This window comes from Aeromonas sp. FDAARGOS 1419, assembly GCF_019047045.1.
Taxonomy (GTDB): Bacteria; Pseudomonadota; Gammaproteobacteria; order Enterobacterales; family Aeromonadaceae; genus Aeromonas; species Aeromonas veronii.
The window spans coordinates 787,518-799,426 of the sequence record NZ_CP077209.1 but is presented as its reverse complement, the minus strand read 5'-3'; the positions used below and the strand labels follow the sequence as shown (position 1 = coordinate 799,426).

The 11,909-nt window shown below is 59.5% G+C and carries 14 protein-coding genes; 9 read left to right on the top strand and 5 right to left on the bottom strand.

Translation table 11 applies throughout. From position 1 onward, the window contains the following. Positions 1-697 precede the first annotated feature (697 nt). The 3 genes from I6L49_RS03465 to I6L49_RS03455 are packed head-to-tail and all read left to right on the top strand — an operon-like array spanning position 698 to position 3,153. The gene (locus I6L49_RS03465; RefSeq protein ID WP_005337171.1) at positions 698-1,636 is read left to right on the top strand and encodes a LysR family transcriptional regulator; all 939 of its coding nucleotides are present in this window, start codon (positions 698-700) and stop codon (positions 1,634-1,636) included. Between the two features lie 54 nt (positions 1,637-1,690). Beyond that, positions 1,691-2,713: a response regulator gene (locus I6L49_RS03460; RefSeq protein ID WP_111901339.1), complete on the top strand. Its 1,023-nt coding sequence runs from the start codon at positions 1,691-1,693 to the stop codon at positions 2,711-2,713. An 8-nt stretch (positions 2,714-2,721) separates the two neighbouring features. Further along, entirely contained in the window at positions 2,722-3,153 is a 432-nt protein-coding gene (locus tag I6L49_RS03455; protein ID WP_042081919.1) for a PAS domain-containing protein, read from the top strand. Positions 3,154-3,242: 89 nt separating this feature from the next. Here the strand turns inward: I6L49_RS03455 and ltaE are convergent, their stop codons facing one another. The 3 genes from ltaE to I6L49_RS03440 all read right to left on the bottom strand — a co-directional run bounded on the left by ltaE (position 3,243) and on the right by I6L49_RS03440 (position 5,571). Further along, entirely contained in the window at positions 3,243-4,262 is a 1,020-nt protein-coding gene (gene ltaE / locus I6L49_RS03450) for a low-specificity L-threonine aldolase (protein ID WP_111901338.1), read from the bottom strand. Between the two features lie 112 nt (positions 4,263-4,374). Next, positions 4,375-5,076 (bottom strand): short-chain dehydrogenase, encoded by a 702-nt coding sequence (locus I6L49_RS03445; protein ID WP_204383452.1) that lies wholly within the window; start codon positions 5,074-5,076, stop codon positions 4,375-4,377. A gap of 87 nt (positions 5,077-5,163) precedes the next feature. Next, positions 5,164-5,571: a helix-turn-helix transcriptional regulator gene (locus tag I6L49_RS03440; protein WP_204383454.1), complete on the bottom strand. Its 408-nt coding sequence runs from the start codon at positions 5,569-5,571 to the stop codon at positions 5,164-5,166. Between the two features lie 145 nt (positions 5,572-5,716). Between I6L49_RS03440 and I6L49_RS03435 the strand changes: the two genes are divergently transcribed. Beyond that, a complete protein-coding gene (locus I6L49_RS03435; RefSeq protein WP_069555747.1) occupies positions 5,717-6,616 on the top strand; it encodes an aldo/keto reductase family oxidoreductase in 900 nt (299 codons plus the stop codon). 71 nt (positions 6,617-6,687) lie between these two features. Here I6L49_RS03435 and I6L49_RS03430 read toward each other — a convergent pair whose 3' ends face one another. Continuing rightward, positions 6,688-6,936: an RNA-binding protein gene (locus I6L49_RS03430; protein WP_013723828.1), complete on the bottom strand. Its 249-nt coding sequence runs from the start codon at positions 6,934-6,936 to the stop codon at positions 6,688-6,690. 249 nt (positions 6,937-7,185) lie between these two features. Continuing rightward, positions 7,186-7,728: a hypothetical protein gene (locus I6L49_RS03425; RefSeq protein WP_167567443.1), complete on the bottom strand. Its 543-nt coding sequence runs from the start codon at positions 7,726-7,728 to the stop codon at positions 7,186-7,188. Between the two features lie 106 nt (positions 7,729-7,834). Between I6L49_RS03425 and I6L49_RS03420 the strand changes: the two genes are divergently transcribed. Genes I6L49_RS03420 through mepA form a run of 5 tightly spaced genes read left to right on the top strand, consistent with a single transcriptional unit; the run spans position 7,835 to position 11,855 of the window. Next, a complete protein-coding gene (locus I6L49_RS03420) occupies positions 7,835-8,605 on the top strand; it encodes an amino acid ABC transporter ATP-binding protein (RefSeq protein WP_216950604.1) in 771 nt (256 codons plus the stop codon). Then, positions 8,598-9,395 (top strand): amino acid ABC transporter permease, encoded by a 798-nt coding sequence (locus I6L49_RS03415; RefSeq protein ID WP_204383456.1) that lies wholly within the window; start codon positions 8,598-8,600, stop codon positions 9,393-9,395. Before I6L49_RS03420 ends, I6L49_RS03415 begins: the two co-directional genes overlap by 8 nt. A 2-nt stretch (positions 9,396-9,397) precedes the next feature. After that, positions 9,398-10,219 (top strand): transporter substrate-binding domain-containing protein, encoded by an 822-nt coding sequence (locus tag I6L49_RS03410; protein WP_216950603.1) that lies wholly within the window; start codon positions 9,398-9,400, stop codon positions 10,217-10,219. Further along, on the top strand, positions 10,219-11,124 hold the full coding sequence (locus I6L49_RS03405) for an amino acid ABC transporter permease (RefSeq protein WP_101529945.1): 906 nt from the start codon (positions 10,219-10,221) through the stop codon (positions 11,122-11,124). The genes I6L49_RS03410 and I6L49_RS03405 overlap by 1 nt, the downstream gene beginning before the upstream one ends. Next, a complete protein-coding gene (mepA, locus tag I6L49_RS03400) occupies positions 11,118-11,855 on the top strand; it encodes a penicillin-insensitive murein endopeptidase (protein WP_005359850.1) in 738 nt (245 codons plus the stop codon). Before I6L49_RS03405 ends, mepA begins: the two co-directional genes overlap by 7 nt. Positions 11,856-11,909 lie beyond the last annotated feature (54 nt).

The following is an 11,909-nucleotide window of genomic DNA, read 5'->3' as shown; positions in this document are numbered from 1 at the left end:
AAACTATTTCAGATATCAACAACAGGGCAGCCTGTACGGCAATACTACAAAGGACTCAGCCAAGGACCCTGTTAATCCAAGCAAATCATATAGTCGATTTTTAACTTTTTTCCCCAGTAAAAACAAGCACTAAGAGCTATCCACTCGAGACCTTGAAAGAGCAATTGCATATTTGCTGCGACAAATTTGTTATTAACATTTAAATCAATGGTGGAAATAGTCATCACTCTCTGTCACAAAGCTTCCATTAATTAACCAAGCGGGTGGATAAACAGCCAAAAAAACGCCAAAACGGACAAAAATAGTTCACTAAGGCGGAATCGATATACCCCAAATTCATTTTTCAACAGGCAATGAGCAAAACCAGAATATATGATCTGCATCACATTGGCTGTGGATGGCAAACCACTCCGGCTGAGTACGCAGAGCAACCCGGCGCCCTTCCATCAGGTTGCAATATCGGCCTTCGCCTGCGGTTATAGCGGAACAAATCAGGGAATATGGCAAACATCACTGCCGCAGTACCATTTGGCATCGTGCCGGAATAATCACCAACTCGGGGAAACTGAGATGACGGGCGGGTGGAGAACTGGTATCAACAGAAATCGAATCCAGATCAATTAAACGCTGAATTACCCTTGCCAACCCGGAACGCTCTTTTTATGGTTGCCCCCTTGTTACACCCAGAACAGCGTTTATGAAGCACATCGAAGAGTTCTACCTGTTCGTCAAGGTGGTGCAAGAGGGAGGATTCTCCCACGCTGCAGCCGCACTGGGCATGCCAACAGGCACCATCAGTCGACGCATTTCCCAGCTGGAAGAGCAACTGGGTTGCTCCCTGCTACATCGCTCTACCCGCAAGCTCCGCCTTACCGATGATGGCCTCAGATACTACGAACGTCTCTGCACGCCACTCGCACAAATCGAGCAGGCCACCAGCGAGATCCAGGGTCAAGAGGCCGACATCACCGGGCTTATCCGGATAGCTGCGCCCATCGCGCTCTCCAACACCATCCTCATCGATATGCTGGCCGAATTCGGGCTGCACTATCCCGAGGTACAGTTCGATATCACCCAGACCAATGATCACCAGCACCTGTTCGACAATGATCGGGATCTGGTGTTCTTCAACGGTGAGCTGCCCCAGTCGCTGCCCAATGCGATCTGTCTCGGTCATATCGAGTACGGCCTGTTTGCCTCACCACTCTATTTGACCAAGAAGGGCACCCCCTCCCACCCCAACCAGCTGGAAGAGCACGATCTCATCTACTGCTGGCCTCACCAGCACTGGCAGCTGACCGACAAGGATGGCCAGAGCGTCTGCATCAAACGCAGCGCCAAACTGACCGTCAACCAGACCCAGGCCGCGGTACGCGCAGCCCGGCGTCATCTGGGGATCGTCAACGCCCCGCTGCACTATCTGAGCAGCTTCCTCCATGACGAGCAGCTGGTGCCGGTACTGACCGACTGGCAAACCGGCAATCGCCCCTTCTACATGTTGTGTTGCCAGCACCAGTTCGCTCCGTTGCGTGTTAAGATGTTCGTTGAATTTGTTGAAAAATACTCAGCACGCTATCGCAATCGGCAGTGGGACAACCAATTTTCACAAGGTGATAGCCTCACCCATTGCATCTGACCGTTAGCGGGCCACACTTATAGCATCCCTTGCCAACAGAGCCTGCCTAACGCCATGAATGTATTGATATGTGATGACTCCGGGTTCGCCCGCAAACAGCTGGCGCGGGCGCTCCCGGCCGACTGGAAAGTCGATTTGCACTACGCAGCCAATGGTCTCGAAGGGATCGAACAGGTGCTGATGGGTCATGGCGATCTCATCTTCCTCGATCTGACCATGCCGGAAATGGACGGTTACGGCGTGCTGGAGACCCTCCAACGGGAGGGTCTGCGCAACAAGGTGATCGTGGTCTCCGGGGATATCCAACCAGAGGCCTATCAACGGGTCATGGGGCTGGGGGCGCTCGATTTCATCAAGAAACCCGCCGCCCCAGAAACCCTGCTCGCCCTGCTCAAAAAGCATGATTTCTGGAGTGCCGCCCCGAGTGGTCAACCAAGCGCCCCCGAGCAGCTGACAAGCGGCGTGGTAGCCGATGCAGGCGTCAAGATCACCCCCGAAATCCGCGATGTCTATCAGGAGCTGGCCAACGTCTCCATGGGTCAGGCAGCCGACTTGCTGGCTCGTCTGCTCAACGCCTTCGTGGTACTGCCTATCCCCAACGTCAACGTGCTGGAGGTCTCCGAGCTGCACATGGCCCTCTCGGCCGCTGCGGATTCAGATACCCTCTCCGCCGTCTGTCAGGGGTTTATCGGAGCGGGGATCGCCGGTGAAGCGCTGATCCTGTTCCATGACTCCAGCTTCAAAGATTTAGCCAAGCTGATGAACCATCAGGGGACGCTGGATCGCACCGCCGAACTGGAGCTGTTGATGGATACCGCCAACGTGCTGATCGGCGCCTTCCTGCGCGGCTACGCCAACCAGCTCGACACCCCCTTCAGTCAGGGGCACCCGGTGGTGCTCGGCCAGCACAGACCCATCAACGAGCTGATCAACACCAACAAGAGTCGCTGGCGCCGCACGCTCGCCATCGAGATCAACTACCGGATCCAGGATTACGCGGTGCAGTGTGATCTGCTGCTGCTGTTTACCGAAGATTCCATCGCCACCATGAACAACAAAATCATGCACATGCTCTAGGAGTGACTATGGAAATCCGTGAATTTCATTGGCTGATGAACATAGTCCAGAACCTGGACGTAGGCCTGGTAGTGCTCGACAAGGAGTACAAGGTACAGGTGTGGAACGGCTTTATGGAGAGCCACAGCGGCCGACTGGCCAGTGACGTGCGCGATGGCGTACTGTTCGAGCTCTTCCCCGATGTGGACAAAGCCTGGTTCGAGCGCAAGGCCAACATGGTCTTCAAGCTCAACAACCGCGCCTTCAGTACCTGGGAGCAGAAGCCCTATCTGCTACGTTTCTCCAACTACCGCCCCATTACCGGCTCGGCCCCCCATATGTTCCAGAACCTGACCCTGGTGCCACTGGCCGATTTCGGCGGTCAGGTGACCCACATAGCGGTGATGATCTACGACGCCACCGATGAGGCCATGCTGATGAGCGGCCAGCGGCAGGCTTGAGCTTGCTGCAAATAACAGAGGGCGCCGCGGCGCCCTCTGTTATTTCGGTATCAACAAATATCGGGATAACGGCTACATCACCAGCCGTCTCAACGCGCCCCGAGATACTCGGTGAAGGCGTCGATCACCTCTTCAATATCGTCATCGTTGATCTGCAGATGAGTCACCAGCCGCAGCTCGCCGTAACCGGAGAAGAGGATCCCCCGCTCCTTCATAAAAGCGAGCAGAGGGGCCGATTCCCCCTCACGCAGCCGCAGGAACACCATGTTGCTCTGCACCAGCGAGAGGTCGAGCTCGATGCCCGGCAGTGCAGCCAACCCTTCGGCCAGCCGTTTGGCACGGCGGTGATCATCGGCCAGACGGGTCACGTGCTGCTCGAGGGCAAACAGACCGGCTTGCGCCAGAATGCCCGCCTGGCGCATGCCACCTCCCAGCATCTTGCGTAGGCGGCGCGCACGGGCGATGAAATCGTGGCTGCCCACCAGCAGCGAGCCCACCGGTGCCCCCAACCCCTTGGAGAGACAAATCGAGATACTGTCAAACGGTGCAGCGATCTCCTCGACCGGGGTCTCGCTGGCCACGGCGGCGTTAAAGAGCCGGGCGCCATCGAGATGAAGCTTCAAGCCGCGCTCGGCAACGAATGCCCCCATCTCCTGCAGATAGGAGAGCGGCAGCACCTTGCCGTTGTGGGTGTTCTCAAGGCAGATCAGGCGAGTTTGGACGAAGTGGGCATCATCAGGGGCCAGCGCAGCTTTGATATCATCGAATGCCAGCGTGCCATCGCGCTGCATCGGCAAGGGTTGCAGGGCTACGGAGCCCAGCACGGCACTCCCCTGCGCTTCATAGCGATAGATGTGAGCGGCGTTGCCGAGGATGGCCCCCTCACCGCGCTGACAGTGGCTCATCACCGCCAACAGATTGGACATGGTGCCGGACGGCACAAACAGCGCCGCCTGTTTGCCCAGCAATCTGGCCCCAAAGGCCTCCAGCGCGTTGACGCCCGGATCTTCACCATAGACATCGTCACCGACTTCGGCGTGGAGCATGGCTTGACGCATGGCGTCAGTAGGCTGGGTGACGGTGTCACTTCGTAAATCGATATAGCGCATGAGATCCCTCCTGAAACAGGAGAGTGACGTTAGTCATGCTCCCCTCACTTGGCAAGGGGCGCATGAGCAGAATGTGAAGCCAATAGACGTCCGCAGAACCCGCAGGCGGGATTTACCAGGGCAGCGGCTGACCGTTGAGATCCAGTAGCTGGCCCGATTGGGTCAACGATAACCCCTTGATGAGATTGAGCAGTTTCACCGCCACCTCGGCAGGATCCTGCAATTGCTCCGCAGGCAACTCGCTCAGAAAGGGGGTGTTCATCGGGGACTCCATCAAGCCGGGCGCCACCGCCACCACCCCCGCTTGCGGGAAACGCTGCATCCACTCAAGGGCCAGCGTTTTCACCCCCATGTCGAGGGCCGCCTTGCTCATCCGGTAGCTGTAACGCCCCCCCTCCAGATTGGAGGTAATGGAGCCCGCCAGATCAGAGATGGCACAGAGCCACAGCGGATGGTCATTGCCCATCAACCGACTGAAACGGGCAGCCAGCGCCAGTGTTGGCCAGGCATTGGCCAGCAGGCTGTCGCACAGCCACTTGGGGTGCACCTCTTCGACCCGCCGCTCCGGCATAAAGCTGACATCGTGCAACAGGCCGATGGTGTTGATTACCACGGTGGGAAGCGGATCGGTGTCGTAGAGGGTAAACAGGGCGTCGAACGAGATGGCGTCCACCTCTTGCAGCGGGAAGAAGGCCCCCATCTCGATCCCTTTTGGATAGGTGCGCCCGGCCAGAAGGAAGGACTCCCCCCTTGCCATCAGCTCTCTTGCCAGCGCCGAGCCCAGCGCACCACTTCCGAGGATCAAGTAGCTCATCGCCCATTCCATGGAGAGTTATCTTGCTTAGAGCGTATCAGAATAATCAACCGGCCGTGACACGACCAAAGGGTAATATGCCCCTCATCACGCTTCCCCCAGATGGCGGCCAAACTCCCGCGTCAGCGCCAAGTCGAGAAAACCGTCCGCTTTCTTGTGGGTGCGCAAAAACTGGTAGTAGGCGAGCAGGGTGACCAGTGCCTCCTCATCGGGCAGCCCCACCCCGGGTTGCTGCTCGCCCAGCAGTAGTTGCGCCGCTGCCAGCGCCTCCCTGTCTACCACTTCCGCCTGACGGTAGAGATAACCGCAGCCGGTTGCCAGCCACTCCAACGAGCAGTTGGCCCCCATGGCGATCTGGTTGGCCCGCGCCAGGCCAGGCTCGGCTCCCTTTAAATATTTGCGGATCAGCGCTTCACTGAGCCCCACCTTGCGGGCAAAGGCGCTCACGCTCATCTCCCCGATCAGGCTCTGCAAGCGCTCGGCAAATCCTTCCATCCAACTCTCTCCTACTCTGCGATCAGAACCAAAGTTCGAATCATGCCACTGCCCATTATTGCTTTGCCAGCCACATGAGGCCAAGATGCCCGCAGTCATCTATGTTGCACATCGTTTTCGCATCGTGTTTTTCAAGGAGTCAACCATGTCTGTATCCCGTGTCGCCCTGCATCCGCAAGGCCCCACCTTCTCTCGCCTCATCATGGGTTACTGGCGCCTGATGGAGTGGCAGCTCTCTCCGGCCGCTCTGCTCGATCTGATGAAATATCATCTGGATCTGGGGGTCACCACCATCGATCACGCCGATATCTATGGTGGCTACCAGTGCGAAGAGGCCTTTGGTCACGCCCTGCGCCTCGAGCCTTCCCTGCGCAGCCGGATGGAGATTGTCACCAAGTGCGGTATCGCCCTCACCGCCAAGCCGGAGCATGCTCTCAACCACTACAACACCGGCAAGGACCATATCATCGCCAGCGCCGAGGCCTCGCTGCGCAAGCTCGGCACCGACCATCTGGACCTGCTGCTGATCCACCGCCCGGATCCCCTGATGAACGCAGATGAAGTGGCCGACGCCTTTATCACCCTGAAACAGGCGGGCAAGATCAAGCACGCTGGGGTATCCAACTTCACCGCCCGTCAGTTCGAGCTACTGCAATCGCGCCTCCCCTTCCCGCTGGTCACTAACCAGCTGGAGATCTCGCCGCTTCATCAGGAAGGGACCCTCGATGGTACCCTGGATCAGTGCCAGCAGCTTGGCATCAAGCCGATGGCCTGGTCATGTCTTGGCGGCGGCCGACTGTTCAGCGATGACGCCTATGCCCCGCTGCGTGCCGAACTGGAGCAGATCCGTCAGGAAGTGGGCGCCCAGACTATCGAGCAGGTGGTCTACGCCTGGGTAATGATGCTGCCAAGCCAGCCGCTGCCATTGATTGGCTCCGGCAAACGGGAGCGGATTGCTGCCGCCGTGGCCGCCGAATCCATCGTCCTCAATCGCCAACAGTGGTTTCGCATCCGCAAGGCGGCGCTCGGTTACGACGTCCCCTGATCACAGCAAAACGTCCAGAAACAAAAACGGCATGGGGGAAACCCATGCCGTTTTTTTATTGCCGAGGCACCTTAGCGGTGGCGCTGTTGCGGGCGACCACGGGGAGCATCTGTCTTCGGTTTGGCCTGGTTGACGGTGATGGTACGGCCACCGACCTCAGTGCCATGCAGACCAGCGATGGCCTTTTCGGCATCACCATTGACCGGCATTTCAATAAAACCAAACCCCTTTGACTGGCCGGTATCGCGGTCGATGATGATATCAACCTTGTCGACCTGTCCAAACTGGCTGAACAGGGTTTTCAGTTCGTCGGCCGTCATCCGGTACGACAGATTTCCTACGTAAATCTTCATGCCATCCACTCTCGATTCAAGGTGCCTTCTCTATGCAATTCCCAGCATAACGGTAAGGGCACAACCCCTATGCCGGACCTGCCATGGCTTCATGCCGTGGCCTTCTCCACACTGTCGTCAAGTGATTGATCTCTTGGGTTAACAGTGCAGACAAGATCAATTCGAGTCACTGGCAGTATCTGAGCTTTGCCGGGAATTGTCGAGAAAATAGTCGACTCAGGCCGATTGCAGATCTGACAACCGTTGCGCCAGCATCCGGCGACCGTGCCAGGCCCGTTTAAAGCCGAAGCGATAGACCGACGGGCTCACCAGATGCAGCTCCCCCGCCTTGAGATCCAGCAAGGCCATGGCCGCCGCCAGCTCCTCTTCACTCAGTTGCAGATCGAGGCTGAAGTCGAGCCACTGGCCGTCGTGGCCCACTCGCCGCTCTCGTTCGAGCGCCACCAGCTGGCTGCGGGGCAGCGCCAGCGCCTCATCCTTGTTGCCATTGAGCAAATAGATATGCTGTTCATCCCACCCCAGCTCCGCCAAGCGCCAGGGCTGCCAGCTGCGGGGCAGCGACACCATGATCCCGGTGATGCCACCAAAGACCAGGCCCACCCAGTTGAGCAGCGCCATGGCGCCCCAGCCATCCCACAAGGAGGCCGCCACCACGCCCCAACTCACCAGCAACAGCAGAAAAATGACGCAGCGATAGCGAACCGCTGGCGGCATCAACAGCTGCACCTGGGAACCGGCAAGCAAGGATGTAATACGCATGAAAAGCTCCTGTCATCACGAAATGGCGCCATTGTGAATAGCCATCAGGATGCTGACAAGGGGGTTTTCTTTGTCATCCCCCTATAAAATCAATACCATGGCGTAAATGATTCTCAGTGGGACCCGCTTCTTGACCAGCTCGCAACCCTGTGTGCGCTTTTGTGGCGTCGACAAATTCTATGGCGACTTTCAGGCTCTTCATCACATCGATCTCACCATTGAACGGGGAGAAAAGTGGGTCATCTGTGGCCCGTCAGGCTCGGGAAAATCGACCCTGATCCGCACCATCAACGGGCTGGAGGGGATCGACGGCGGCCAGCTGTTCCTGTTTGGCGAGCCGGTAACCCCCGCCTACTTGCGTCGCCTGCAAGGTCGGGTCGGCATGGTGTTTCAGCAGTTCAACCTCTTCCCCCATATGACGGTGCTGGAGAACCTGATGGTGGCGCCGGTGCATACCCTGGGGTTGCACCCTCAGGAGGCCAAAGCCCGGGCGCTCGGGCTGCTCGAGCGGGTGCGCATTCAGGCACAGGCCGACAAGTACCCACACCAGCTCTCCGGCGGCCAGCAGCAGCGGGTCGCCATCGCCCGCTCCCTCTGCATGCAACCCGAGCTGATGCTGTTTGACGAGCCCACCTCCGCCCTCGACCCCGAGATGATCCGCGAAGTGCTCGATGTGATCCGCGAGCTGGCTGACGAGGGGATGACCCTGATCTGCGTTACCCACGAGATGGGCTTTGCCCGTCAGGTGGCGGATCGGGTGCTCTTTATGGATGAAGGGAAGATTATCGAGTCTGCCCCGCCCGCCCAGCTGTTCAACGCCCCCCGGCACCCGCGCACCCGGGCCTTCCTCGAACAGGTGCTCAGCTATCATGGCTAGGCTCAATCGTCCCCGCCTGCTTGGCTGGTTGTCAGGCACTGTGATGCTCTCTGCGCTACTGGGCTGGGCGCTCTATAGCGGCGCTCGCCAGATGGGCTATGAGTGGCAGTGGCCGCGGGTGTTGCCCTTTCTCGGCGAGTGGGATGAGGGGACCTTTTATGCTGGCCCCCTGCTAAACGGCCTGCTGGTCACTTTGCAGGTGGCGCTGCTCAGCCTGTTGGGCACTCTGGCGGTCGGGGTGTGCGTGGTCAGCCTGCGGCTGCTTCCCTCCAGGCTCGGCCCCTGGCTCGCCATCTCCTATCTGGCGCTGGTGCGCACCACGCCCCAGTTGGTGCAGCTCTATATTCTCTATTTCTTGCTGGGCCCCATGCTGGGATTGGCCCCCCTTGCCTGCGCCGTGTTGAGCCTCTCCCTCTATCAGGGGGCCTTCACCGCCGAAGTGCTGCGTGCAGGTGTACAGGCCATTCCCAAAGGACAGTGGGAGGCAGCCCAGTCCCTTGGCTTGTCACGGGCCATCACCCTGCGCAAGGTGATCCTGCCCCAGCTGGTGCGCATCACCTTGCCGCCACTGACCAACGAGCTGGTCTCCCTTATCAAACATTCGGCGCTGGTGAGTGTGATCGCCATCTTCGATCTGACCAACGAAGGGCGTACTCTGGTTGCCGATACGTTTCTGACCTTTGAGGTGTGGTTTACCGTGGCTGCCCTCTATTTGCTGTTAACCCTGACGCTGTCAGCCTGTTCGCGAGCGCTGGCCCGTCACCTGAATCCGGATCAACAAGGACGCTAACCATGAATCTGTCATTCAAGACCACCCTGTCGGGCGCTGCCCTGCTACTGACAAGCCTGCTCACTCCGGCACTGGCACAAACTGCCCCCTCCGACACCCAGGCACAGATCGAGCAGAGCGGTACCCTGCGGGTCGGCATGTCCACCTTCGCCCCCTGGGCGATGCGCGACAAGCAGGGGGCCCTGATCGGTTTCGAGATTGACGTGGCCCGTCGCCTCGCCACAGATAACGGCTGGCAGGTAGAGTTCGTGCCTACCGCTTGGGATGGCATCATCCCCTCCCTGCTGGCGAAAAAATATGACGTCATCATCGGCGGCCTCACCATCACCCCCGAGCGGGAGAAGAGCGTGCGCTTCACCCAGGCCTACTCCCATTCGGGGGTGCAGCTGGCCGCCTCCAGCACCATGGCCAAAGAGAAGAAAACCGTGGCGGACTTCAACCAGCGCGGGGTGATCCTGGCGGTACGCCGTGGCGCCTCACCGGTACAGGTGGCAAAAGAACACTTCCCCAAGGCCACCCTGCGCCAGTTTGATGACGAGTCACAGGTATTTCAGGAGGTGCTGAACGGCCGCGCCCACGGCGCCCTCTCCTCTTCCCCGAAACCCGAGCAAGAGGCGCTGCGCCACCCGGATGCCCTCTTTATGCCGTTTGCCGAGCCGTTGGCACAAGGCGATGAAGGCTTTGCCCTGCGCAAGGGGGATGATGCCCTGGCTGAACAGTTCAACGAGTGGATCGCCGCCCGTCAGGCCGATGGCTGGCTCAAGGCGCGCCATGACTACTGGTTCAAGTCGCTGGCGTGGGAAGCGCTGGTCGCCAATCCCTGATGCTGATGGCCCTCAAACAGACCATCCGGCGCATCGTCCGGAAGCCATGTCGGAACATCAACTGGCTGGATGGGGCGATCGCCCTGATCCTGCTGCTGGCTGGCCTCTGGCTGGCCAGCCGCTTGCACATCGGGGTGGCCTATCAGTGGCGCTGGCATGAGGCCTTCGATCTGCTGTTCACCCCAGGCCCTCACGGCGAGTTGCCCTACTTTTTCAGCGGTCTGCTCACTACCTTGCGCATCGCCCTGCTCGGCATGGTGCTGGCGCTGCTGCTCGGCACTGCGCTGGGGGTAGCCGCCTTCAGCCGCCGCCCCTGGCTGGTGATGCCCGCGACCCTGTTTATCCAGCTGATCCGCAATCTGCCGCCGCTGGTCTTTATCTTCATCTTCTACTTCTTTATCGCCAACCAGCTGCTGCCTTCGAGCGGCCTCTCCCGCTGGCTCGGCACCGTATCACTCTCCCCGTGGCAAGAGGCGCTGTTTGGCCCACCTGCCCGCTGGGAGAACCTCATCTCAGGCACCCTCTGCGTTGGCATGATCAGCGCAGCCTTCGTCGCCGAGATCGTCCGCGCCGGGCTGGCCGCAATCCCCCGCGGCCAGTGGGAGGCGGCGCAGAGCCTCGGGCTCTCCCCCTGGGTGCGGCTGCGCCATGTGATCCTGCCGCAGGCCATGCTGCTGATGTTGCCCCCCCTCACCGGTCAGCTCATCGCGCTGGTGAAGGATACCGCCATCGTTTCCCTTATCTCGGTGCAGGAGCTCACCTTCGTCGGCACCGAGATGGCCAACTCCAGCGGACTGGTCTACGAGATCTGGCTGCTGGTGGCCGCGGCCTATTTATTTATATGTTTGAGTCTGTTCGTATTGCTGAGCCGACTCGAAGCAAGACAAGGAGCACGTACATGCTGACGTCCCTGTTGCTGGCGACTGTATTGCAAGCGGAAGCCATCGGTGGTTATGCCGCCGGTTGCCTGAAAAACGGCGTATCCCTACCCCTTGAAGGGCCGGGTTATCAGGTGATCCGCACCAAGCGGCTGCGCTACTACGGCCACCCCGACCTCATCCACTATCTGCAAGCGCTGGCCAACCAGACCCGCATGGCCGGGCTGCCAGATCTCTACATCGCTGATCTGGCGATGGCCCGGGGCGGCCCCTTTACCTCTGGCCATCGCAGCCATCAGACCGGACTTGATGCCGATATCTGGTTTCGTATGGCCAACCGTCCCATCAGCAAATGGGAGCAGGATGCCCCCAAGGAGTGGGCACTGATCGACGAACCCAGCTACAAGATGTTGCCGGGGCGCTTTGGCCCACAGCAGCTCACCCTGCTGCGGCTTGCGGCCAGCAAACCCGAGGTGGCCCGCATCTTCGTCAATCCGGTGATCAAATCCGCGGTCTGCCAACAGGCTGGTAACGAACCCTGGGTCGCCAAGCTACGCCCCTGGGTGGGCCACTTCAGCCACTTCCACGTGCGGCTGCGCTGCCCGGTGGGCAGCCCCGATTGCGAACCTCAGGCTCCCATTCCGCCCGGCAATGGCTGTGGGGAAGAGCTGGCCTCCTGGCTCAAAGACAAGCCCCAACTGCCCAAGGTCTCCGGCATCAACAAGCGACCCGAGCTACCTGCGCGTTGTGGCAACTGACCCTAAGCTGGTATGGTGGTGCACTCTTGGTCGTGCACCATCCATGGCGCACTA

Bases quoted from the DNA above. Each gene is read 5' to 3' on its own strand.
- I6L49_RS03465 (WP_005337171.1), top strand. From the start codon at position 698: ATGAAGCACATCGAAGAGTTCTACCTGTTCGTCAAGGTGGTGCAAGAG.
- I6L49_RS03460 (WP_111901339.1), top strand. From the start codon at position 1,691: ATGAATGTATTGATATGTGATGACTCCGGGTTCGCCCGCAAACAGCTG.
- I6L49_RS03455 (WP_042081919.1), top strand. From the start codon at position 2,722: ATGGAAATCCGTGAATTTCATTGGCTGATGAACATAGTCCAGAACCTG.
- ltaE (WP_111901338.1), bottom strand. From the start codon at position 4,262: ATGCGCTATATCGATTTACGAAGTGACACCGTCACCCAGCCTACTGAC.
- I6L49_RS03445 (WP_204383452.1), bottom strand. From the start codon at position 5,076: ATGAGCTACTTGATCCTCGGAAGTGGTGCGCTGGGCTCGGCGCTGGCA.
- I6L49_RS03440 (WP_204383454.1), bottom strand. From the start codon at position 5,571: ATGGAAGGATTTGCCGAGCGCTTGCAGAGCCTGATCGGGGAGATGAGC.
- I6L49_RS03435 (WP_069555747.1), top strand. From the start codon at position 5,717: ATGTCTGTATCCCGTGTCGCCCTGCATCCGCAAGGCCCCACCTTCTCT.
- I6L49_RS03430 (WP_013723828.1), bottom strand. From the start codon at position 6,936: ATGACGGCCGACGAACTGAAAACCCTGTTCAGCCAGTTTGGACAGGTC.
- I6L49_RS03425 (WP_167567443.1), bottom strand. From the start codon at position 7,728: ATGCGTATTACATCCTTGCTTGCCGGTTCCCAGGTGCAGCTGTTGATG.
- I6L49_RS03420 (WP_216950604.1), top strand. From the start codon at position 7,835: ATGATTCTCAGTGGGACCCGCTTCTTGACCAGCTCGCAACCCTGTGTG.
- I6L49_RS03415 (WP_204383456.1), top strand. From the start codon at position 8,598: ATGGCTAGGCTCAATCGTCCCCGCCTGCTTGGCTGGTTGTCAGGCACT.
- I6L49_RS03410 (WP_216950603.1), top strand. From the start codon at position 9,398: ATGAATCTGTCATTCAAGACCACCCTGTCGGGCGCTGCCCTGCTACTG.
- I6L49_RS03405 (WP_101529945.1), top strand. From the start codon at position 10,219: ATGCTGATGGCCCTCAAACAGACCATCCGGCGCATCGTCCGGAAGCCA.
- mepA (WP_005359850.1), top strand. From the start codon at position 11,118: ATGCTGACGTCCCTGTTGCTGGCGACTGTATTGCAAGCGGAAGCCATC.